Below are 23,239 nucleotides of genomic sequence, written 5' to 3'. Positions count from 1 at the left end.
TTGCTTATACTATTTTAAGTGACTTATCCTTTTGCGCCTCTTTCAATACGTTTTCTTTCGTTTTCAGAAAGAATTTTTTTACGCATTCTGATGAAGTTTGGAGTTACCTCGATCGCTTCGTCACCCTGGATGTATTCCATACATTCTTCCAGAGAGAACAGTTGCTTTGGAGCGATGCTTCCGTCTTTATCTTTTCCTGATGCACGCATGTTGTTCAGCTGTTTTGCTTCAACGATGTTTACCACCAAATCTCCCGGTTTGTTCTGCTCACCGATGATCATACCTTCGTAGATTTCCTCACCCGGATCAACAAAGAATTTACCTCTGTCCTGAAGTTTTGCGATGGAATATTCAGTAGCCGGTCCCTGACCTTTACTTACCAAAACACCAACCTGTCTTCCAGGGATTGCTCCTTTGAAAGGCTTGTAATCAACAAAACGGTGTGCCATAATCGCTTCACCAGCTGTAGCGGTCAACATTTGAGAACGCAATCCGATCAATCCTCTTGAAGGAATTTCGAATTCCATGTGCTGCATTTCACCTTTGGTTTCCATGATGTGAAGATCTCCTTTTCTCTGAGTAGCCAAATCGATTACTCTTGAAGCAAATTCTTCAGGTACATCAACCACCATTGATTCATAAGGCTCACATTTTACTCCGTCGATTTCTCTCAAGATAACCTGTGGCTGACCAATCGTCATTTCATAACCTTCTCTTCTCATCGTTTCGATCAAAACAGAAAGGTGAAGAATACCTCTACCGAATACCAGGAATGTATTCGCGTCTTCAGTAGGTTCAACTTTAAGGGCTAAGTTTTTCTCTAACTCCTTGTACAACCTTTCTTTCAGGTGATTTGAAGTTACATATTTACCATCTTTTCCGAAGAAAGGAGAGTTGTTAATCGAGAACGTCATGTTCAAAGTCGGTTCATCAATTGCAGTTCTTGGCAATGGTTCCGGATTTTCCAGATCTACGAATGAATCGCCAATCTGAAATTTATCAAATCCAACAATCGCACAGATATCTCCGGCCTGAACTTCCTGAACTTTCTTTTTACCTAAACCTTCGAAAACGTATAATTCTTTTACTTTACCTCTGATAACTTTACCGTCTTCCTGTGCTAAACCGATTGTCTGACCTTCTTTAATAGAATTTCTTCTGATTTTTCCGATAGCGATTCTCCCTAAGAAAGAAGAAAAATCCAATGAAGTAATCTGCATTTGCAGGCTTCCTTCATAAGTTTCCGGTTCCGGTACATATTGAATGATCCCGTCTAATAGCGGTGTAATATCTTCTGCAGGCTCTAAACTCGTGTTGAACCAACCCTGTTTAGATGAACCATAGAAGGTTGGGAAATCCAGTTGCTCTTCTGTTGCTTCCAAGTTAAAGAACAAATCAAAAACTTTATCGTGAACTTCATCAGGACGACAGTTTGGTTTGTCTACTTTGTTGATCACCACGATAGGCTTCAACCCTAATTCCAATGCTTTGTGTAATACAAAACGGGTCTGAGGCATCGGTCCTTCAAAAGCATCTACTAAAAGTAAAACTCCGTCGGCCATTTTCAGAACTCTTTCTACTTCACCACCGAAATCGGCGTGACCAGGCGTATCAATTACATTAATTTTGGTGCCTTTGTACATTACCGAAATATTTTTCGATAAAATCGTAATTCCTCTTTCACGTTCCAAATCATTGTTGTCCATGATCAGATCACCTGAATCTGCCTGATTTTCACGGAAAACACTGGTTGCGTGGATGATTTTGTCAACCAAAGTCGTTTTACCGTGGTCAACGTGCGCAATAATTGCGATATTTCTAATGTTTTGCATATTCGTTTTTTGACGGTGCAAAAGTAATCTTTTTTCGTCAATTTCTTTTATAAGTTGCTTAATTTAATAAAAAAATATGTTAAACTTTATAGAAAATTTAATAATAAGTTTGAAAACACCTTTATTTTAAGCTAAATATTGGCAAAACACAACAATAAAAGCGGCCTTTTCAAGCCGCTTTGAAATAAATGAGTAGGTCAAATTTTAATTCTGTTTTAAATAGGAGTACACATCATCTTTTAAATGAACTCTTTTTTTGCGCAATGCTGTTAAATGTTCATCGGTTGTATGATTCTGTTCGCCTTCTTCGTAATGCTGAATGAGGGCATTTACTTCTTCATAATTCACATACATTTTTTTGAAGATTTCATCATTCAGCTTAAGCACATTGATTTTATCTTCCAGTTCAGGGAATTCGTGGGTAAGGTTGTGATTTTCCATGACTTTAAATATTTAATTTTTTAATACATTAAAGTTAAGGAAATTTTCAATGTTGTAATGATGAAAATGATTCTGAATTTAATGATTTATTTCAGCAGATCGAGTTCAATGATATTATTGTCTTTCGCATTTTTTGCTTTTGCACCTTGCTCTTTGTTTTTAATCATTTCTGCCGTAGAGATATTGTTTCCGTTCTGATCAGTCAGTTGAAAAACAGCTCCGTTTGCCAATGCCTGCTTAATGACTTTTGCAGGATCATTCCGGTCTTCTGAATAGATCTTTCTGTACTGCTTTTGACTGATTTCGATATCTTTCTTTTTCACTCCAAATTCTGAAATTTTTTCTGCTACAGGAGTAAACTTCGAAATACCGACTAACTCAAACTGATGTGTTTTTGTGAGATCTTCAAGTTTTACAATTAATCCCGGTAAACCGTGGAATTTGTAAGGCCCATCCTGGAAAGGGAGTTCATGAGAAAACCACGCCACCCATTTTCTTCCGGCAAAGTCTGTAGTGGCTTTTTGCGCATTGAATTCACCGATTTTTTGTTGATCAGGCAAAATAGTCCAGACCATTTTCCGGTCATCAGAAACCTGATAAGAATCCATTCCCATTTTGATGGATGCAGCTATTTTAAAATCAGGATATTTTTTAAAGATTTTATATCTCACGCTTCCTTTTCTCTGCGACATCATCTTCATATCAACATTCATTGAGCCGGAAGTTTTGATTTGCTTTTCAAAATAAGTATTCATCGTAGAATCTGAAACATGCGTGTCGTGACTGTAAAAACTGGAGCCTTCATTGGTGATATCAAGATTCATCAGTTCTTTGGTAATTTCCTGTTTATTTAAGGTATCTTTTACGAACTGATATTCATAACTGAAACGCTGATTTTGGGCAAAAAAGAAGTTGCAGATTAACAGGAAAAGGGGAAAGTATTTTTTCATAAATGATTTTTTTATAAAAACTGCCAGAGCTTTTGAACTCTGGCAATTGATGATGAGTTATTTCTTTGTAGTGATATGGATTTCTCCCGATTTAGTGCCGTTGTAACCTTTTTTATTCACTTCCATTTTTTCGATTCTGTCTGGAGATAAATTCTCCATTTCTGCTTTGGTTACAGTTTTTCCGTCGATAAAAATCTGGATATTATCAGCATCTGAATTGCCTTTTTTTCCGTTGCTGTTCAAAATGATGATTTTCGAATTTCCGTTTTCGGCAGCCAGCTTTGCGGTTTCTTCAGCCTCCTGAATTCTCTTTTTTAATTCTACGGAATTCACTACTTTATCTGCAGCTTCGTTCGCGCGTTTTTCGGCTTCTTCAATTCTTTTTTTAAACTCCGGAGAATTTATTTTTTTCTCAGCCTGTAAAGCCTGTTTTTCTGCTGCTTTAATTTTCCTTTTAAATGCAGGAGAATTCACCATTTTTTCTGCTTCTTTTGCGCGGGCTTCTGCGTCTTTTATTTTGAGTTTAAACTCATCAGAATTGTAGTATTGATTAATCTTGGAATAGAGTTTATCCATTTCTGCCTGATTGAAATCCAGGTTTTTCATGGAATTTTTGAAGTCTTCGCTTTCGAAGATCAGATTCATTTTGTCCCCCAGTGCATTCATTTCTTTTTCAAGCTTTTTGAATTTAGGGCTGTTAAAATCGTTGTTCTTTACCAGTTTTTCTAACTCCTTATTTTTAAGCTGCATTTCTGCACTGAGTTTTTGCGCTTCTTCGCTTTTTTTGGTGATTGCCTCGTTCATCGGCTTCAGTTCTTTCTCTTTAATCTGAAGCTGCTTTTCTATTTCCTGAAGACCGGGTGGCTCTTCATTAACGGGTGCCGGCGGAGGTGGAGGCGGCGGAATGGTATCTTTTTTAAGAGTGGAGACATAATCTGTTATTTCCTGATTGGTGGCTGCAATCTCTTTATTTTTCGCATTCACCAAATACATAAATGCGAGCGTAAACAATAATGGCAACGCTAGAATCCGCCGCGCATAACTGAATTTTGTTTTTGATTTTTTTAGCATTGTTAATCTTTTTTTGAGGTTAGAACTAAGAAACGGACTGGTCGCCTGAAACTCTTTTCCGGAAAAGTGACTGGCTAAAAGCATCTGCGCAAATGCTTTTGTGTCCGAATTTGTTACGGCTTTTTTATCAGCCAGATATTCGTGTATTAAATTGATTTCTTTTTTAATCAAATAAATGAAAGGATTAAACCAGAAGAGGGCAGTAATGATTTCTATAAAAATTTTGTCCCAGGAATGTCTCTGCTCGATGTGAACCATTTCGTGCTTCAATATTTGCCGTCCTAAATCCGAATGAATGGCAATCGAGTTTTTCCAGAATAAATTTTTGAAATAGGAGAATGGAGCTTCCACCAAATCGGTCTGATAAAAGCTGATACCTTCGAAATTTTCTTTGGTGTATTTCTTTTTAAAAAGGTGAATTTTAGCCAGTCCAACGGTTAATTTCGTTAGAAAAAAGAAAGTAACCAGTCCAGTAAGAAAAGCGCAAATTTGAAAATAATTGAAATCATCGTTTGAATTATCAGGTGAACTTAAATTTTGTAAGCGATTAATTAATAAATACATATTGCTGTTTACTTCAAGTGTAAAATAACTCACTTTCAGTAAAGGCAGCAACAGACTGATCAGCACCGCGGCGAGCAAATAAAACCGGTTGTAATGATGAAAAGTCCTGTCTTTAAGAAACAACCGATAGTACAGAAATGTTACACCGGAACATAAAATAACTTTCCCGAAATAAAAAAACAGCGCTTCCATCAGTCTTTGTTTTTAAGTTCATCGAGTAACATTTCGAGGTCTTCAACGCTCATTTGGTTTTTCTCCACCAGAAAAGAAACGGCGTTTTTATAAGAACCTTCAAAATAATTTTTCACCAGACTTTTCATCGATTTTCCGCTGTATTTTTCTTTGGAAATCAACGGGAAATATTCATGTTGTCTCCCGAAAACTTTGTAATCGACGAAGTCTTTTTCTTTTAAAACTTTCAAAATGGTAGAGACGGTATTGGTGTGCGGTTTGGGTTCCGGAAACTGCTCGAGAACGTCTTTAAGAAAAGCTTTTTTCAAATCCCAAAGGTAGTGCATCACCTGCTCTTCGGCTTTTGTTAATTGAGAAATCTGCATATCACTATTTGTTTAGTGATACAAATGTAGAATTTAATTTTGAATGTACAACTATTTTTGTAGTGATAAGTTTATTATTTATGTACTTAGTTGATTACCAATAACATTAATTACCATTTTAGACTAAAAAACAGATTAGGGCAAGTGAGGACGAAGCAGAAGTGCTGTTTCCGAAAATGCGTCAAATTCTCAAATCCCATTAAATTCACTTTCTTGAAAAGGCAGATTTTTTTATTCTATAACTCACTCAAAATCTTTATCTTTGCGAACTCGCAATTTAATGGGTTTAATGACGACATTAAACCTTGAATTTTAAACTTTGAACTAAAGATATGAAATGTGGAATCGTAGGTTTGCCCAATGTAGGTAAATCAACCCTTTTTAACTGTTTGAGCAATGCCAAAGCGCAGTCTGCCAATTACCCTTTCTGTACCATCGAACCCAATATCGGTACGGTTTCTGTGCCGGATGAGCGTTTGTTTGAACTGGAAAAATTAGTAAAACCCGAAAGAGTTTTACCGGCCGTAGTAGAAATCGTAGATATCGCAGGTTTGGTAAAAGGAGCAAGCAAAGGCGAAGGTTTAGGAAATAAATTCCTGGCAAATATCCGAGAATGTGAAGCGATTATTCACGTTTTAAGATGTTTCGAAGACGGAAATATTATTCATGTTGAAGGAACCGTAGATCCAATCCGTGATAAAGAAATTATCGATATCGAACTTCAGTTGAAAGACATTGAAACCCTGGCTAAAGCAGTGGAGAAAGCGAAAAAATTCATCAAGTCCGGTAAAAAGGATGATGTGATGACTTATGAAACACTTCTTAACCTTCAGAAATTTGTAGAGGAAGGGAACAATGCCCGCGAATTTGCAATGGATGATTTTTCTACTTCAATTATTTCCGAAGTTCAGCTGTTGACCAATAAACCGGTTCTTTATGTTTGTAATGTAGATGAAAATTCCATTAAAAACGGAAACGAATGGATTGCAAAAATCGAAGAAATGGCAAAAAGAGAAAATGCAGAAGTTGTCGTTTTGGCCGCTCAGATCGAAGCTGACATCAATGAACTGGATACTTTCGAAGAAAGAGAAATGTTCCTGGATGAATTGGGTTTAACGGAACCTGGTGTCAACAGATTGATCAGAAAAGCCTACGATTTATTACAGTTGCAGACTTATTTTACCGCAGGAGTAAAAGAAGTCCGTGCCTGGACCATCGGAAAAGGGTGGACCGCACCACAGGCAGCTGGAGTAATTCATACCGATTTTGAAAAAGGTTTTATCCGTGCAGAAGTCATTAAATATGAAGACTTCTTAAAATTCGGATCCGAAGCCAAAGTAAAAGAAGCCGGAAAACTATCTGTAGAAGGAAAAGAATATATTGTTCAGGATGGCGATATGATGAATTTTAGATTTAATGTGTAAAGCATTTTTTGAATAAGATTATTCTTTTAAAACATAGAATATGAAGCGAACTTTGGTTCGCTTTTTTTTGTTCCAGTTTTGTCGGAATGATTAAATTTTTGTTAAAGATTAATTTATAAAACTTCAACCTATTTCGAATGTGTAACTTTATTTAAAATATAAATATGGATAAGAAAATCGCAGTTTTAGTGGGCAGTTTGAGAAAAGAATCATTCAACAGAAAAATCGCCAATGAACTGATTCGCCTTGCTCCCAAAACTTTAAAAATGGAAATGGTAGAAATCGGTAATCTGCCACTCTATAATGAAGATTTAGATATAAATCCACCTAAAGAATGGACTGATTTCCGTGAAATCATTCAAAATTCAGATGCTATACTTTTCGTTTCGCCGGAATACAACCGGACGATTCCCGGAGGTTTGAAAAACGCCATTGATGTCGGTTCCCGACCGCCCGGCAAAAGTGTCTGGAAAGGAAAATCAGGTGCGGTAGTAACTGTTTCTCCGGGTGCTACAGGTGGTCTTGGCTCGAATCATAATATTCGCCAAGCCGTTGTTTTCCTGGATATTCCAATGATGCAACAACCGGAAGCTTATATCGGAAAAGTTCATGAATTATTACGGGAAGATGGAAAAACAGTCATCGAAAAAACGGAGACTTTTCTGAGAGATTATATGCTGGCTTTTGAGAAATGGGTGAACCTTTTTTAAAGTAAAAAGCTGAATTCTTAACCGAGAATTTGACTTCTATAATCATTAATGCTGGAAAGTTACCGAAAACTTTTCCACAAAATTTTAGAAATCAAATTCCTTTCGCTATTTTTGTGAGTTACTGAATTTTAAAGTACTTTCTAAAAAATATGAGCGAAAACAATACGGTCAATTATTCCGAAGACAATATCAGAACCCTCGATTGGCAGGAACATATCCGGCTTCGACCGGGAATGTATATCGGTAAATTAGGCGACGGATCCTCGGCTGACGACGGAATCTATATTTTGCTCAAAGAAATCATCGATAACTCGATCGATGAATTCGTGATGAAATCCGGGAAAAGAATCGAAATAAAAATCGACGATGGTAAAGCAACTATTCGTGATTTTGGACGTGGAATTCCTTTAGGAAAAGTAGTTGACGCCGTTTCTAAAATGAATACCGGTGGAAAATACGATTCTAAAGCATTTAAAAAATCAGTCGGTTTAAATGGAGTAGGAACCAAGGCGGTTAATGCGCTTTCAGAGTTTTTCAAAGTAAAATCGATTCGCGATGGAAAAATGAAAATCGCTCAATTTTCAAAAGGATTAATTACTGACGATTTTGCTGAAGCAGATTCTAATGACCGAAACGGAACTGAAATTACTTTCATTCCCGACACTACTATTTTTACGCATTTTAAGTTTCGAAAAGAATATATCGAGAAAATGCTCAAAAACTATTGCTACCTGAATCCGGGTTTAAAAATAGTTTTTAATGGCGAAACGTATTTCTCAGAAAACGGGCTGAAAGATTTATTGAATGAGGAAATTGAAGGTGAAATTATCTATCCGATCGTTCATTTGAAAGATGAAGATATTGAAGTTGCGATTACGCATTCTGATAAATCACAGTCTGAAACTTATTTTTCTTTTGTCAACGGGCAAAATACCACGCAAGGTGGAACGCACTTAAATGCTTTCCGGGAAGCGTATGTAAAAACAATCCGGGAATATTTTAATAAAAACTTTGAAGCTGCCGATATCCGGAAATCGATTATTGCCGCGGTGGCCATCAAAGTCATTGAACCCGTTTTTGAATCTCAAACGAAAACGAAATTAGGTTCCAATGAAATTGAACCTGGAAAAGAAACGGTAAGATCTTTTATTACGAATTTCTTAAAGAATAAACTCGATAATTTCCTTCATCAAAATCAGGATATTGCCGAAGCGATTCACCGCAAAATCATCATTTCTGAAAGAGAAAGAAAAGAATTATCGGGAATTCAAAAGTTAGCCAGAGAAAGAGCGAAGAAAGTTTCGGTTCACAACAAAAAACTCCGCGATTGCAGACAGCATTACAACGACCAAAAAGCGCTGAGAAAGGCAGAAACCATGATCTTCATTACCGAGGGAGATTCTGCTTCGGGCTCGATTACCAAATCGCGTGATGTAGAAACACAGGCCGTTTTTTCATTGAAAGGAAAGCCTTTAAACTGTTATGGTTTAACCAAAAGAGTCGTGTACGAAAATGAAGAATTCAACTATTTACAGGCTGCTTTAAATATTGAAGATTCTTTGGAAGATTTACGGTACAATCATGTGATTATCGCCACCGATGCCGATGTTGATGGAATGCACATCCGGTTATTGATGATTACTTTTTTCCTTCAGTTTTTTCCTGATTTAATTAAGAACGGACATCTTTATATTTTGCAAACGCCATTATTCAGGGTTAGAAATAAGAAAGAAACCAGATATTGTTATTCAGAACCTGAACGGGTAAAAGCGCTGCAGGATTTAGGAAAAAGCCCAGAAATTACCCGATTTAAAGGGCTCGGGGAAATCTCTCCTGATGAGTTTAAGCATTTTATAGGGAAAGATATCCGGTTGGAACCGGTAGTTATCGGGAAAGACCAGACCATCGATCATTTACTGGAGTTTTATATGGGTAAAAACACGCCGGACCGGCAGTTATTTATTCTGGATAATCTGGTGGTAGAAGATCCCGATATCGATAAAAAAGAAATATTAGAAGAAGCTAAGCCGTAAGTTAATTAAGGAGAATGAGATTAAGAAATACAGACAAAGCGGGCTATTTTAGGTTCTTGAGTATATTGGTCATTATCATTTTTATTTTTGGGATAGCGGCTTTTTTATTAGAATATTTCATTTACGATTATTTAGAATCCATACAATATTTACTTATTGCCATTCCAGTGATGACGGTGTTGATATTTTATTTTAGAGGAAGGCAGATTTTTGAGTATGACAGTGAGGGCGAAGCTTTACATTTTAAAAACAGCAATATCGTTTTATTTTTAAATAAAAGTCTCAGCGATGAGTTTCCAAAATATAAACTTTTAGCATACGATATTGTTAATATTTTTATTTTGAAAAGATTGTACATTACAATCAATAGTAAGAAAGGGAATATTATTCTTAAATATGACGTTTCATATTTGACAAAGAAAGAATTAAATGACTTAAAAATTTCTCTCAGCAAAGTCATTAAAAGTAATAAAGAACAAAAGAGAGCAGATATTAGTTAATGGAAGAGCAAGAAAATCACCGGGAAGAATCGCTGAGAAAAGTTTCCGGTCTGTACAAGGACTGGTTTCTCGATTATGCATCATACGTTATTTTGGACCGTGCGATTCCCTCTATTTTTGATGGATTCAAACCGGTGCAAAGAAGAATCATGCACTCCATGCGGGAGCTGGAAGACGGCAGATATAACAAAGTTGCCAATGTCGTAGGAAATACGATGAAGTACCATCCGCACGGTGATGCGTCGATTACCGATGCAATGGTTCAAATTGGGCAGAAAGAATTGTTGATTGATACACAGGGAAACTGGGGAAATATATTCACCGGAGATTCTGCGGCAGCAGCCAGATATATTGAAGCAAGATTAACCCCTTTCGCTTTGGAGGTAGTCTTTAATCCCAAAACCACAGAATGGGCTAAATCTTATGACGGTAGAAATAATGAACCTATTGATTTACCGGTAAAGTTCCCGCTGCTACTTGCTCAGGGAGTAGAGGGAATTGGAGTAGGACTTTCGACCAAGATTATGCCTCATAATTTCAACGAATTAATCGATGCTTCTATCGCTCATTTAAAAGGGAAGAAATTTCAGATCTTTCCGGATTTCATTACGGGTGGAATGCTCGATGTTTCAAATTATAATGACGGCGAACGTGGCGGAAGAATCCGCGCCAGAGCCCGGATTATTCAGAAAGATAAAAACACGCTTTGCATTACTGAACTTCCTTTTGGCAAAAACACCAGCGATTTAATTGATTCCGTCATTAAAGCCAATGAAAAAGGCAAGATCAAAATCAAGAAAATTGAAGACAATACATCAGACCAGGTTGAAATTAACATCTTCCTTGCTAATGATGTTTCGCCCGATAAAACAATCGATGCCTTATACGCGTTTACCGATTGCGAAATTCCGATTTCACCGAATGCCTGCGTAATTGTCGGTGATAAACCGATGTTCCTGAATGTGTCGGAAATCCTGAGACAGAATACAGATCATACCGTTTCTCTGCTTAAAAAAGAACTGCAGATCGAATTGCATGAACTGCAGGAAAACTGGCATTTTTCTTCTTTAGAAAGAATTTTTATTGAGAACAGAATTTACCACGATATTGAGGAAGTTAAATCCTGGGACGAAGTAATTGCGACCATCGATAAAGGTTTGAAACCTCATACCACCCATTTGTTAAGAGCGGTAACAGAAGAAGATATTTTAAGATTAACCGAAATCCGAATTAAAAGAATTTCGCGTTTTGATTTAGATAAATTCAAGGAAAACATCCTGGCTCTTGAAGGAAAAATTGAGCAGGTTAAATATCATTTAGAACATTTGATTCCGTATGCAATTGACTATTATGTAAATATTCAAAAGAAATACGGAAAAGGAAGAGAACGGAAAACTGAACTCAGAATTTTTGATACGATTGATGCGACGAAAGTTGCGGTGGCCAACGAGAAATTCTACGCCAATTTTGAGGAAGGATTCATCGGAACTTCACTGAAAAAAGATCAGTATTTATTCGACTGTTCGGATATCGACGATATTATTACCTTCCAGAAAGACGGGACGATGCGGGTGGTGAAAGTAGAAGCCAAAACTTTTATCGGTAAGAATATTCAGCACGTTGCCATCTGGAAAAAGAACGATAAAAGAACGGTCTACAATATGATTTACCGGGAAGGAAAAGACGGCCCTTATTATATGAAACGTTTTTCTGTGACCGGAGTTACCAGAAATACCGATTACAAATTAGCTTCGGATAAAAAGGGGTCTGAAATGTTATACTTCTCTGCAAACCCTAATGGCGAAGCCGAGAAAGTAACCGTTTTATTAAAACCAAATGCGCGGGTCAGAAAAAGCAAAATCGATATTGATTTCTCAGACCTGGCGATAAAAGGCCGCGATTCCAAAGGGAATGTGGTCACCAAATATATCGTCAAGAAAGTTGATTTAAAAGAAGAGGGTCACTCGACTTTAGCCCCGAGAAAAATCTGGTTTGATGAAACCGTCCGTCGATTAAATGCCGATGCACGGGGAACTTTACTGGGTACTTTCAAAGGCGATGACAAAATAGTAATTATCAATGCTCACGGGGAAGCCAAGTTGGTGAGTTTCGAACTGGGTAACCGTTTTGATGATGAATATTTGGTCCTCGAAAAATGGAGACCAGAGCAACCAATTACCTGTATTTATTTTGATGGTGAAAAACAGATTTATTTTATTAAAAGATTCCTGCTCGAGAATACGGCGAACGTTCAGAATTTCATGCCGTCTGATCATCCGAAATCATTTGTAGAAAATGTCCTGATTGCCAATAATGCGACGGCCGAAATTATTTTCACCAAAGAGAAAGGCAAAGATAAAGAGCCGGAAACCGTTAATATTGATGAATTCATCTCGGTAAAAGGTATTAAAGCGATCGGAAATCAGTTTATCAAAGACAAAGTGAAATCCATTAATATCATCATTCCCGAACCGGAAGAAGAAGTTATTAAAGAGGAAGAAGAAACAGAGAATACAGAAAATCTTTCGGATGATGAAGTTCCGGAAGAAGGAACAATCGGTGATCTTTTCGATCTTGAATAATAAATAGATACCTGGAACGTGTTTAAAAATGAAAGCCTTAAAAAATATCGCTTTTAGCTTTTTGTTGTTTTAAAACAAATTTAAAGTTTTTAAAAATACCGTCTCAGAAATGGATAGAAATAAGGAGTAAAAACCAGAAGGTTTTTACTCCTTATTTTTTATACATCTAAAAAGGGAAATCTCCAAAAGGGCAAAAAAACGGTAACTTTTGAGGAAACTTTCTCTTTTGATCTTTTGAAAGACTTAAAAAAATATCGCTTTTCTGCCTTGTGATTTTTAAAACAAATTTAAACAGGCTCTTAAAAAGGATAACCGAAAGCAAAATTAACCACCGGTTTCCAGGTACTTCCAAAAACCCAGCGATCGCCCACAGGTTGGTTGGGATCGTAGACTTTGTATGCTGCATCTAACCGCAAAGTAATGTAGGCGATATTAATCCTTAAACCAACCCCGGTTCCGACTCCCATTTGAGAAATGAATTTGTTAAACTTAAACTGGTCACCAAATCCGCTGTCTTTTAAACTCCAGATATTTCCTGCATCTACGAAGGCTGCACCTTCAAACATGTCTGTAAATGGCATTCTATACTCAATATTGGTGGTCAGTTTTATATTGTCCATTACGTAAGAACGAACTCTTGCATCGAGTTGAGAATCTGCAGGACCCAAACCTCCATACACGCGCCAGGCACGAATATCATTGGAACCACCATTAAAATAAGATCTTACAAAAGGCATTGTCGACGAATTCCCGTACGGAATCCCGATTCCGATAAACTGCCTTAATGCCAGAGTTTGTTTTTCATTATTAAAGGTGAAATATTTTCTGACATCAAAATCAAATTTCACAAACTGGGAATAGGGGATTTTGAAAATGGTCCTGGCGGGGCCAGAAACGATTCCATCGTTCTTTCGATTGCTATTGAATATACTGAAAATATTTCCGGCGACTTCAAATTTACCATTAAAATAGAAGGGATTAGGACGGTCTTTCTTTCCGATTTCATTATAAATAAAATTATAAATTACTGAAGAAATAAGAATATCCTGCGTTTGACGGTCTTTATTGATCAAAGACTGCAGAAAGTTATTTAATGAAGAAAGGTTATCACCGGTTAACGATTCCTGAAAGCTTTTATCATCCACAATCATGGTTGATAAATCATCTGAACTTATACTTCCTGCGATGAAATCCTGGTATAAAGCAGGTGAATAAATGTTAAACATTTGGTTTCGGACTTCGGCATCCTGTGGAAAGAAGTCATAATAACGGTCTTTATTTCGGGTTAAACTTAATTGGGTATTAAAAATCGAAAGCCGGTGAGAAACAATATCGTTAGCGTTGGCAAAGTAGTTCAGACCTGCGTTAAAGCCAATTCTTCCTAATCCTATATTATCCTGAACTGAAGCTCCTAAAGTAATCGATGAAGTAGGAGAGTACTTTTTGGGAATCAATTTCCAGGTTTGAAAAGGAAGCAGTAAACGAGGGAAACTCAACGAAGTTTGTGCTAAAATTTCATACGCCAGGGTTCGTTGGCTTGTATTTTTAGAACTGGTCACCGAACCGAAAATCCCGGAAAGACTTGTCGTCAAGTTTTCAGCACCTCCGAAAACATTACGGCTTGTAAGATCAATAGAAGGGGAAACCCCAAAATTTAAAATTTGAGAATAATTAATATCGGTCGCCACTTTTAAATCATACTTTGGCAATGGTGCCAGAAAATAGTTTACATCTAAAATGCTGTCGCTGGACTTTCGGAGAATCTCATCATATTTAATGATACTGAAATTATTCATCGCGGCGATATTCCTCTTCGTTAAATCCAAATTTCTCTGATCATATACGTCGCCAGGCCGCAAAATAATTGGTCGCCACAAGGACATTGTTTTGTACTGATCATCGAGCTTATAAAAATTAATTCTTAATAATGAATCTTTGACCGTATCTGCAGAATCCGATAATTTTTCCAAAAGATGAACGTTCACTTTTCCGATTGTCGTAAGCTTATAACGCGAATCTATGGAGTCTTTGTGAATATCCATGGTTAAAGGAACATTCTTTCTGCTTTGTAACGTATCTGCCGTAAAATATATGTCTTCATTAGAATTATTGAATTTGTAATAACCATAGTCTTTCATCAAATCATTAATCCTTTTGACTTCTTTTTCTAAAACCGCCTGATCCAGTATTTTTTTCCCACGAACCAAGCTTTTAGCAAGATGTTGCTCATAAATGTTTTTAATGGCCGGATCTGGAATATTATAGTAGTAATCGCTGATATAGGTTGGATCTTTATGGGTAATTAAATAATTAACCTGTGCTTTTTTTGCAGCTGAATCTAAATCTTGGGTGAACTTCACATCCGTATCCCAATATCCTTTATATACTAAGAATTTACGAACTGAGGTTGCGCTCTGTTCCGTTTTTCTCTGATCTAAAATAACCGGAGGCTGACCAATATTCTGCAAAAATCTTTCATAAAAAAGCCGTTTTCCAACAAATTCCGGATGTTTGTATTTCACAAAAAGAGAATCCCGAAGTTTTTGATCCCTCATTTCATTGGGATAAGTCATGTATTCTGCAAGAATAGAATCGTATTTGGGATTGGTTGCATTGTACATCCATAATCCAATTGGCAAGATGAAAAGTTGCTTTTTATTGGGCTTTTGACTCACATGACTTTCAATTTCCTCATCATGCACTTTTCCATCTTCATATCTGAAATTATTTTTGGTCAAAAGAAACTCACCATCTGGAACCTTTTTTGTGGTGCTGCAGGCATACAAAAAAACAATTGTGATTGCAGATGAAAAAAATAAGTAATACTTTTGAAAATATTTTGAAAAATGCTTACGGCTCATAAAAAAAAGATTTTACAGTCTCTTGATAAAAAGAAGTTCAGACAAAAATACAATTTGTTTTTGGTTGAGGGTAATAAAACGATTAAAGAAATACCAACTTCAAAGTTCCGAATCAAAGAATTTTTTTCGGTAAACCCTTCTGAATTATCAGTTGGCAATATCGTTGCCACAGAAATTTCACCCAATGAATTACAGAAAATAAGTTTCCTGCAACATCCGAAAGATTCAGTGGCAGTCTGCGAACTTACGGAAGAATTGTTATTAGAGGAAACAGGCATTCAATTAATTTTAGACGGAATTCAGGATCCCGGAAACTTGGGAACGATTATCCGGCTGGCGGACTGGTTTGGGATTTCGCAAATCATCTGTAGTGAGGATACCGTGGATTTTTATAATCCAAAGGTAATTCAGGCAAGTATGGGTTCTTTTCTGCGGGTAAACATCGTTTACCGGAATTTAGAAAATTATCTTTCTACCACTCATCAGCCGCTAATCGGAACGGATATGGAGGGCACTGATCTTTATGATTATCAATTCCCGACCCAATTTAATTTAGTTCTCGGGAATGAAGGAAACGGAATCAGACCGGAAATTGAAAATTTATTGACGGACAAAATAACGATTCCGCGCTTTGGAAAATCACAGTCTACAGAAAGTTTGAATGTAGCGATGTCTGCCGGGATTATCTTGGGTCAGATTTTCGGACAAAAATAAAAGCCGGAAAACCGACTCTGTATTTTTATATCAACTGTTCGAAACTGGAAGTTGTTTTGCTTTTTTGATAATCATCTAATTTTTTACGGATAAATCGAAGTGCGATTGGTGCCAGATAAATAAGCGCTAAACCGATCATCTTTTTCTTCCAGCTTTTATTATAAAGATTTTTCCGGGCATAATTACCGACAAAAGTTACCGCTCCTAATTTCATTGCATTTTCAACAATACTCATTCCCGCATCGCTTTTTGCAAAGCCGTACACCGCATTTTTGTTTAGAATTGAATCTTTTATATTACCGGAAATCTCCTTTACAATCTCGCCGGTATTCAGGGAAATTTTGGTTTCGCCGTCAACCGATTTGCTTTCCTGCAGATATTTATCTGTAAAACCATTAGTTAAAGCACTTAGACTTTCTTTGGCATTATCGAAGGTTAAAAGATCTTCTAACTCAGAAACCTCTTTTTTCAGCAGTGCTTTCTTTCTTCGGAGTTCTTCCAAACTGTTGTATTTCGTGCTCATCTTTAGGAATTTATAAATTTAATAATTTTATCGGCCACCTTATTTTTGATGGCATTTCGGGCGGCAAAAGTGATGATTAAAATCAATAAATAAAACCCGGCCATAATCAAAATTCCGTAGGCGTAATTACCCAACCAAGAACCAATGAGTAAACCCAAACCAATATTAAAGAGAATGATGAAGAACAAAGCCGCAACAGATGCTAAAATAAGATAGGTTAAAGTGCCCACAGTGAGTGAAGATTTTTCCGTCATCTCCATTTTGAGCAAATCTATTTTTTTTGAGGCGAATTCTTTTACAATGTCAACCATAATATTTTTTTTAAAGTTACAAAAAAAGGAACTTATCTAAAGTTCCTTTTTATTTTTAGGAATAAATGGAAATCTAAATTAAGACTTCATTCCGTCTAATTCATTTTCTACATCACCTACAACCTCTTTGGTTTTCGCAACTGCTTCATCTTTGTACTTGTCATAGCCCTCTTTTACAGAAGATACTACTTTGTCCGCAGTTTCTTTCAGTTGAGATGAGATCGTATCATATTGATCTTTTACTTTCCCCGATACGTCTTCATACTGTTCTTTTGCTTTCTCAGAAACCTTACTGTACTGATCAACTGCCTGATCTTTTAAATCATTTGCTTTGCTCTTGATTTTTTTTCTTGTTTCTGCACCTTCTTCCGGAGCATAAAGCATTCCCAGAACAACACCTGCTGCTGCTCCAGCTAATAAACCTGCTAATACACTTGCTGCATTATTTCCTTTTTTTGACATCTTAGTTAATTTTTTTAATAGTTAATAAATCTTATGATGGATTTCTCCATCTCTTCTAAAGTTACAATTAATATACCAAAGAAAAAAAAAGTTATCTTAAAATTTTGTTAAAAGCCCTTTAGGTAGGATAAAATCAGATCTACAGTTTCATTTTTTGTAAAATCTGAATTATCGATGGTGATCGCATCGTGCGCTTTCCTTAGCGGAGCAACTTCTCTTTCGCTGTCTGTTTTATCTCTGGAGATTAAATTTTCCCGTACGGTATTTTCATCCGTTTCGATGCCTAAACTTTGCAATTCCAAAAAGCGTCTTTTTGTCCGTTCGTCGACACTGGCTGTCAGAAAGAATTTAAAATCGGCTGTTGGTAAAATGACAGTTCCGATATCGCGGCCATCCATAATAACGCCACCTTTTTCTGCCATTTCCCTTTGAGCATCGAGCAGAAAATCACGAACTTCTTTTTGACTGGCAATTAAGCTTACATTTTGAGAGATTTCATTGGTCCGAATATCTGTAGAGATATCATTACCATTAAGGAACATCACCAGTTCACGATCGATTGGTTTAAATTCGAGTTCTATTTCATTAAACCTGTTAAAGAGTTCCTGCAAGTTTATTTCACCATCTGCATTTAAACAGTTTTTCAAAGCAAAATAGGTAATACCGCGATACAGCGCTCCGGTATCCAGATGAACCAAACCGAGTTTTTGAGCAATGATTTTAGAAATCGAACTTTTGCCGGTAGAAGAGTAGCCGTCGATAGCAATTACAGGTTTTCTCATAAGGCAAATTTCCTGAAAATTTTCGGAGAAAAAAAATAAATCAGTACTGTTCTATTTGCTGGGTAATAATTAATGGTATTTTTAGAACCTGTTTAAATTTATTCAATAAAAATTTTGCGACGGATAATTTGACCCTATTTTCAGAGTTTTCCCTGATGAATTCATTTAAAGTGAAGTGGTAATAAATTTTGCAGGTATATCAAGTTATTTTTTAAAACCTAAATTATTAAACACCGCGGTGATTTTTCCAAAGGTTACTTTAAAAAATAAAGAATATAATAAGCAACCTATTAGCCGAACAACCAACAATTTACGAGAAATAATAAATATTAAGAACTGACAATCAGTTTTTTTAAGAAAATCTTTATCTTCTATTTCCCGAAACTTCGATTAAATCGAGCGTCAATCCAAACATGTTGACATTTGAAGCATTGTGATATCTTATATGAGCATAATCAAATCTGAAACTCGAAATTTTTATCCCAAAACCTGCGGACAAGCCGGCAAAACTTCTTTGATCCAAAACGGCCAGTTCATTTCCGCGTCTTACGTTATACCCAAACCGGATATTAAAAGCCTGTTCCGGAAAAAGTTCAGCGCCTAAAGAAAAATGATCGGCCACTTTGCGGCTCCAGTTAATTTCCTGACCGTTATTGTTGAAATCCTGCGAGATATTGAGTTTTTGCAAATCGTGAGCCGTAATGGTAAACGCCAAAGGAAATTCATCTAAAATTCTGGTATATCCTAAATCCACCCGAAAAGCTACATTCTCACGAAGACCATTAAACGATTTGAATTGATAGCCAAAATTCCGGAATACCAAAGCCACTGTTTCCCGGCTCTGGGTGTTGTGATAAGTAATTGCGGCCGTTCCAACAACAGCCATTGAGGTATAATTGTCGATTTTTGAAGTGACAAAATTAGCACCACCGGCAATGGTGAAGTCTTCATCAAACTGGTACGCGTAGGAAAGTCCCAGTGAAGCATCCATCGCGCCAAACTGGCCATTGATTTCTGCACTTTCATCCGTTCTAGGCATTTTGCCGTAATCCATATATCGGGCATTAAAACCAATGAGATGACCTTCTTCTAAATCTTTTACAAAACTGATGGTTCCATATTGCGAGCCGGCGAGATAAGAAGCATAGTTGATGGAAACCATTTGGTCCTGATTCAAATTCATCAATCCGGGATTGATTGCGGCGAAACTCACATCAAAATCACGGACCGAAACAGCGTCACCACCTAAAGCTGCCTGTCTGGCAGATCCGGGAATATTCAGAAAAGGATACACATTCGTCCCTTCCTGAGCAGATAGTAAGCTAGTAATTAATAGAGCAGAAACAGCGGTGATTTTTCTCAAAATGTGATATAAAGATGCAAAAATAATTTAATTAAGTGCTTTTCAAAAATAATTTCGGTGTAAATATAAATCTATTAACGAAATTATTTGTGTTTCCTTATATTTGCACGGTAAAAAAAGTAATAAACTTGTAAAAATGAAATACGAACGAATTCTTCTGAAATTAAGTGGTGAGGCATTAATGGGAAACCGTCAATACGGAATTGATAATGACCGACTGAAAGAATATGCCGCTGAAATAAAAAAAGTAGTCGATATCGGTTGTCAAGTGGCGATTGTTATCGGTGGCGGAAATATATTTAGAGGTCTTGCCGGTGCCGCTACAGGAATGGATAGAGTTCAGGGTGACTATATGGGAATGCTGGCCACCGTAATTAATGGGATGGCTCTGCAAGGTGCTTTGGAAGATGCCGGAATTTTTACCCGTTTGCAAAGTGCCATCGAAATGGACAAAGTTGCAGAACCTTTTATCAAAAGAAAAGCAGTTCGTCATTTAGAAAAAGGAAGAGTGGTAATTTTCGGTGCGGGTACTGGGAATCCTTATTTCACTACCGATACGGCAGCTACTTTGCGTGCGATCGAAATTGATGCAGATGTAATCCTGAAAGGAACAAGAGTCGATGGAATTTATGATTCTGATCCTGAAAAAAATGCTGATGCGGTGAAATATCATTCCTTAACGTACAGCGAAGTTTTTGAAAAGGATTTAAAAGTGATGGATATGACTGCTTTTACTTTAAGTAGAGAAAATAATTTACCCATTATTGTTTTTGATATGAATAAAGATGGAAATCTATTAAAAGTAGTTCAGGGAGAAACTATCGGAACTTTAGTGAATTTATAGAAAAATAATACTATTTTTGAGTGCTTCATTTAAATTAGTAAAACAGAAATTTAAGATATAATGGAAGAATTAGAACTTATTGTAGGAATGGTCAAGCAGGAAATGGATGCGGCCATTAAACATTTGGAACATGCTTTTCAGAAAATTAGAGCCGGCCGTGCTTCTACAACCATGGTGCAAGACGTTATGGTAGAGTATTACGGCGCACCAACTCCATTGAGCCAGGTTGCCAATGTGATGATTCCAGATGCGATGACGATTTCAATTCAGCCTTGGGACAGAACGGCTATCGGAGCCATCGAAAAAGCGATTATCAATTCAAATCTGGGATTTGCGCCATCCAATAACGGAGATAATATCATTTTAAATGTTCCGCCATTGACAGAAGAAAGAAGACGTGAATTGTCTAAACAGGCGAAATCCGAAGCTGAAGCTACCAAAATTACCGTAAGAAATGCACGCCAGGATGGGATGAAAGAACTTCGGAAATTAGAAGGAGTTTCTGAAGATCTGATTAAAGATGAAGAAGCAAAAATTCAATTAATTACAGACAAATATATCAAACTGTGCGACGATCACTTCAAAGTGAAAGAAGGCGAGATTATGAAAATCTAATCTTTTAAACATAATATAAAAAGCCGTTTCAAAAATGTTGAAACGGCTTTTTTGTTTTTTAAAAACACTGATGAACCAGTGATTTCACAAATTTTTCAATTATTAAGAAATTAAGATTTCAGTCTTAAACATTTAAGAAACCATTTGCGAAGTGAAACGCCTTTGCGACCGTAATTTTATGCAGCATTATTATATAATCCTTTGCGTCTTTGCGTTAAAAAAAATATGACTTTTATTGAAACAAATCAATTATGTTTAAGACTGAATTAGGATTTCAGTCTTAAACATTTAAGAAACCATTTGCGAAGTGAAACGCCTTTGCGACCGTAATTTTATGCAGCATTATTAATTAATCCTTTGCGTCTTTGCGTTAAAAAAAACATGACTTTTATTGAAACAAATCAATTATGTTTATCCGCAAAACTGAATTAGGATTTCAGTCTTAAACATTTAAGAAACCATTTGCGAAGTGAAACGCCTTTGCGACCGTAATTTTATGCAGCATTATTAATTAATCCTTTGCGTCTTTGCGTTAAAAAAACATGACTTTTATTGAAACAAATCAATTATGTTTATCCGCAAAACTGAAAATACTTCCTAATTTAATTTTGGAATAACCGTTCGATTTTATTTTTGATGCATTAATCATTGCGTGAGCGAGAACATCAGTTGGCAAAGGTTTTTGGCTTTTTAGCAGACCTAATTTGTTGATGAATTTAATTACTTTTGCGCCAGCAACTTCACCGAACCGGTCAGAACTTTTCCGCTCCAGCATTCCCGGCTGAAAAATCGTGACTTTGTTGAAATGCAACTTTTTTATTTTTTCTTCCAATTCCCCTTTTAGCTGAGAATAAAACATTTTTGAGGTCGCACTTGCACCGTAGGCAGAAACCAAAATAAAATCTTCTACTTCATTTTCCTTTGCACTTTTAGCGAAGTTATATTGATAATCCACATCTACTTTTTTTTGCGCTTCCTTACTTCCGGCCGCTTTCAACGTGGTACCGAGACAGGAAAACGCAACATCACCTTTTACCAGATCTTTCCATTCGTCAGGTTTTTCAAAATCAACGACATGCGTTCTTAATTTTGAATCATTGATGTTTAAAGGTTTTCTTACAAATACATCAACTTCCTTAAAATCAGAATCCTGTAGGAGTTGATAAACTAAATCTTTTCCTGTCGCGCCGGTAGCGCCGATGATTAATGCTTTCATAATTTTTGATAAGTAATGAAAAATAAGTAATTAGTAATTTCTCAAACAAATTTATTAATTTTATAATGTTAAAACGATTATTATTAATCATTATTACCTATTGATAATTACTTATTACCCTTTACTTATATTATATATGGATATCACCGAAATTTTAGAATATTGCCAGCTCAAAAAAGGAGTAGAAGAAACTTTTCCTTTTAATCCTGAAACATTGGTACTGAAAGTGGCCGGGAAAATGTTTGCTCTAATTCCGCTGGATAAACAACCTTTATCCATTGCTTTAAAAACAGATCCGGAATGGAGCGAAGAACTTCGGGAAAAACATCCGCAGATTACCGGGGCTTATCACATGAATAAAACCCATTGGAATTCGGTGGTTTGTGAGGGTTTGAAAAGAGATTTGATTTACAAATTGATCGATCATTCTTATGATTTAATCGTACAATCTTTAACAAAGAGAAAAAGAGAAGAATTATTGAATTCCTATTAAAATAAAAAAAATCATTGGTAATTTGCATTGTTTATGCATTTAAGACAATAATATTTTTAATAAAATGACATATCTGCTATTGTGTATCTTCTTTTTTTTTTTTTCTTTGAAGAGTTGAAACTCAATGCGCAAAAAAAGTGAAGACATCAATTATTAATTTTAAAAAAATATTACAATGAAAAAAAATATTTTAGGACTGTTTTTAACAGTTGGAATTTCTGGAATTGCGTCAGCAAACGAAATAATAAACGAACATGATATAGAAAAAATAGATGCCACAAATTTTTTAAGCATTCAATATGAAGTTCTTTCTTGTACAACATCTATGTAATGAGATGGTATGATTGTGATGGTAGTTTTACCGACACTAAAGTAGGAACTACTGAAGGAG

General features: G+C 36.2%; 22 protein-coding genes. 10 read left to right on the top strand and 12 right to left on the bottom strand.

Annotated elements, in window-relative coordinates:
- Positions 1-23: 23 nt before the first annotated feature.
- From typA to QGN23_RS02860, 5 genes are all read right to left on the bottom strand, one after another.
- Positions 24-1,832: a translational GTPase TypA gene (gene typA / locus QGN23_RS02880; protein WP_282905531.1), complete on the bottom strand. Its 1,809-nt coding sequence runs from the start codon at positions 1,830-1,832 to the stop codon at positions 24-26.
- 204 nt (positions 1,833-2,036) lie between these two features.
- Entirely contained in the window at positions 2,037-2,273 is a 237-nt protein-coding gene (locus QGN23_RS02875) for a YdcH family protein (protein WP_282905530.1), read from the bottom strand.
- An 86-nt stretch (positions 2,274-2,359) separates the two neighbouring features.
- A complete protein-coding gene (locus tag QGN23_RS02870; protein ID WP_282905529.1) occupies positions 2,360-3,223 on the bottom strand; it encodes a GLPGLI family protein in 864 nt (287 codons plus the stop codon).
- A 57-nt stretch (positions 3,224-3,280) separates the two neighbouring features.
- The gene (locus tag QGN23_RS02865; RefSeq protein ID WP_282905528.1) at positions 3,281-5,050 is read right to left on the bottom strand and encodes a M56 family metallopeptidase; all 1,770 of its coding nucleotides are present in this window, start codon (positions 5,048-5,050) and stop codon (positions 3,281-3,283) included.
- A complete protein-coding gene (locus tag QGN23_RS02860) occupies positions 5,050-5,415 on the bottom strand; it encodes a BlaI/MecI/CopY family transcriptional regulator (protein ID WP_282905527.1) in 366 nt (121 codons plus the stop codon). The genes QGN23_RS02865 and QGN23_RS02860 overlap by 1 nt, the downstream gene beginning before the upstream one ends.
- A 332-nt stretch (positions 5,416-5,747) precedes the next feature.
- Between QGN23_RS02860 and ychF the strand changes: the two genes are divergently transcribed.
- The 5 genes from ychF to QGN23_RS02835 all read left to right on the top strand — a co-directional run bounded on the left by ychF (position 5,748) and on the right by QGN23_RS02835 (position 12,664).
- Positions 5,748-6,839 (top strand): redox-regulated ATPase YchF, encoded by a 1,092-nt coding sequence (gene ychF, locus QGN23_RS02855; protein WP_282905526.1) that lies wholly within the window; start codon positions 5,748-5,750, stop codon positions 6,837-6,839.
- 164 nt (positions 6,840-7,003) lie between these two features.
- Positions 7,004-7,549, top strand: a complete 546-nt coding sequence (locus QGN23_RS02850; protein WP_282905525.1) for an NADPH-dependent FMN reductase — start codon at positions 7,004-7,006, stop codon at positions 7,547-7,549.
- 149 nt (positions 7,550-7,698) lie between these two features.
- On the top strand, positions 7,699-9,582 hold the full coding sequence (locus QGN23_RS02845) for a DNA topoisomerase IV subunit B (RefSeq protein ID WP_282905524.1): 1,884 nt from the start codon (positions 7,699-7,701) through the stop codon (positions 9,580-9,582).
- A 14-nt stretch (positions 9,583-9,596) separates the two neighbouring features.
- Positions 9,597-10,082, top strand: a complete 486-nt coding sequence (locus QGN23_RS02840; RefSeq protein ID WP_282905523.1) for a hypothetical protein — start codon at positions 9,597-9,599, stop codon at positions 10,080-10,082.
- Entirely contained in the window at positions 10,082-12,664 is a 2,583-nt protein-coding gene (locus tag QGN23_RS02835; RefSeq protein ID WP_282905522.1) for a DNA gyrase/topoisomerase IV subunit A, read from the top strand. The genes QGN23_RS02840 and QGN23_RS02835 overlap by 1 nt, the downstream gene beginning before the upstream one ends.
- Before the next feature lie 299 nt (positions 12,665-12,963).
- Here the strand turns inward: QGN23_RS02835 and tamL are convergent, their stop codons facing one another.
- Positions 12,964-15,525 (bottom strand): translocation and assembly module lipoprotein TamL, encoded by a 2,562-nt coding sequence (tamL, locus tag QGN23_RS02830; RefSeq protein WP_282905521.1) that lies wholly within the window; start codon positions 15,523-15,525, stop codon positions 12,964-12,966.
- Here tamL and QGN23_RS02825 point away from each other — a divergent pair.
- Positions 15,511-16,239, top strand: a complete 729-nt coding sequence (locus QGN23_RS02825; protein ID WP_282905520.1) for an RNA methyltransferase — start codon at positions 15,511-15,513, stop codon at positions 16,237-16,239. The genes tamL and QGN23_RS02825 overlap by 15 nt on opposite strands.
- 25 nt (positions 16,240-16,264) lie before the next feature.
- On the opposite strand, the gene QGN23_RS02820 is transcribed toward QGN23_RS02825, so the two are convergent.
- From QGN23_RS02820 to porQ, 5 genes are all read right to left on the bottom strand, one after another.
- The gene (locus QGN23_RS02820) at positions 16,265-16,762 is read right to left on the bottom strand and encodes a phosphoribosyl-ATP pyrophosphatase (protein ID WP_282905519.1); all 498 of its coding nucleotides are present in this window, start codon (positions 16,760-16,762) and stop codon (positions 16,265-16,267) included.
- 2 nt (positions 16,763-16,764) lie between these two features.
- Entirely contained in the window at positions 16,765-17,073 is a 309-nt protein-coding gene (locus QGN23_RS02815; protein ID WP_282905518.1) for a phage holin family protein, read from the bottom strand.
- A 78-nt stretch (positions 17,074-17,151) separates the two neighbouring features.
- Positions 17,152-17,535: a YtxH domain-containing protein gene (locus QGN23_RS02810; protein WP_133440551.1), complete on the bottom strand. Its 384-nt coding sequence runs from the start codon at positions 17,533-17,535 to the stop codon at positions 17,152-17,154.
- 107 nt (positions 17,536-17,642) lie between these two features.
- Positions 17,643-18,317 carry a (d)CMP kinase gene (cmk, locus tag QGN23_RS02805; protein WP_282905517.1) on the bottom strand — a complete coding sequence of 225 codons (675 nt, stop codon included), beginning with the start codon at positions 18,315-18,317 and terminating at the stop codon, positions 17,643-17,645.
- A gap of 364 nt (positions 18,318-18,681) precedes the next feature.
- A complete protein-coding gene (gene porQ / locus QGN23_RS02800) occupies positions 18,682-19,680 on the bottom strand; it encodes a type IX secretion system protein PorQ (protein ID WP_282905516.1) in 999 nt (332 codons plus the stop codon).
- A gap of 136 nt (positions 19,681-19,816) precedes the next feature.
- Here porQ and pyrH point away from each other — a divergent pair, with 136 nt between their 5' ends.
- Both pyrH and frr read left to right on the top strand, forming a co-directional pair.
- A complete protein-coding gene (pyrH, locus tag QGN23_RS02795) occupies positions 19,817-20,524 on the top strand; it encodes a UMP kinase (protein ID WP_282905515.1) in 708 nt (235 codons plus the stop codon).
- 60 nt (positions 20,525-20,584) lie between these two features.
- Complete coding sequence (gene frr / locus QGN23_RS02790) at positions 20,585-21,139, top strand: ribosome recycling factor (protein ID WP_282905514.1); 555 nt, start codon at positions 20,585-20,587, stop codon at positions 21,137-21,139.
- Between the two features lie 562 nt (positions 21,140-21,701).
- Here frr and QGN23_RS02785 read toward each other — a convergent pair.
- The gene (locus QGN23_RS02785) at positions 21,702-22,355 is read right to left on the bottom strand and encodes an NAD(P)H-binding protein (protein WP_282905513.1); all 654 of its coding nucleotides are present in this window, start codon (positions 22,353-22,355) and stop codon (positions 21,702-21,704) included.
- Positions 22,356-22,491: 136 nt separating this feature from the next.
- On the opposite strand from QGN23_RS02785, the gene QGN23_RS02780 reads away from it, so the two are divergent.
- The gene (locus QGN23_RS02780; RefSeq protein ID WP_282905512.1) at positions 22,492-22,848 is read left to right on the top strand and encodes an MmcQ/YjbR family DNA-binding protein; all 357 of its coding nucleotides are present in this window, start codon (positions 22,492-22,494) and stop codon (positions 22,846-22,848) included.
- A 175-nt stretch (positions 22,849-23,023) separates the two neighbouring features.
- Positions 23,024-23,179: a hypothetical protein gene (locus QGN23_RS02775; protein WP_282905511.1), complete on the top strand. Its 156-nt coding sequence runs from the start codon at positions 23,024-23,026 to the stop codon at positions 23,177-23,179.
- The last annotated feature ends 60 nt before the right edge of the window (positions 23,180-23,239 follow it).

It is taken from the genome of Chryseobacterium gotjawalense (assembly GCF_030012525.1).
In the GTDB taxonomy this organism is placed as follows: domain Bacteria; phylum Bacteroidota; class Bacteroidia; order Flavobacteriales; family Weeksellaceae; genus Kaistella; species Kaistella gotjawalense.
This window is presented reverse-complemented; position numbering and strand designations above follow the sequence as displayed.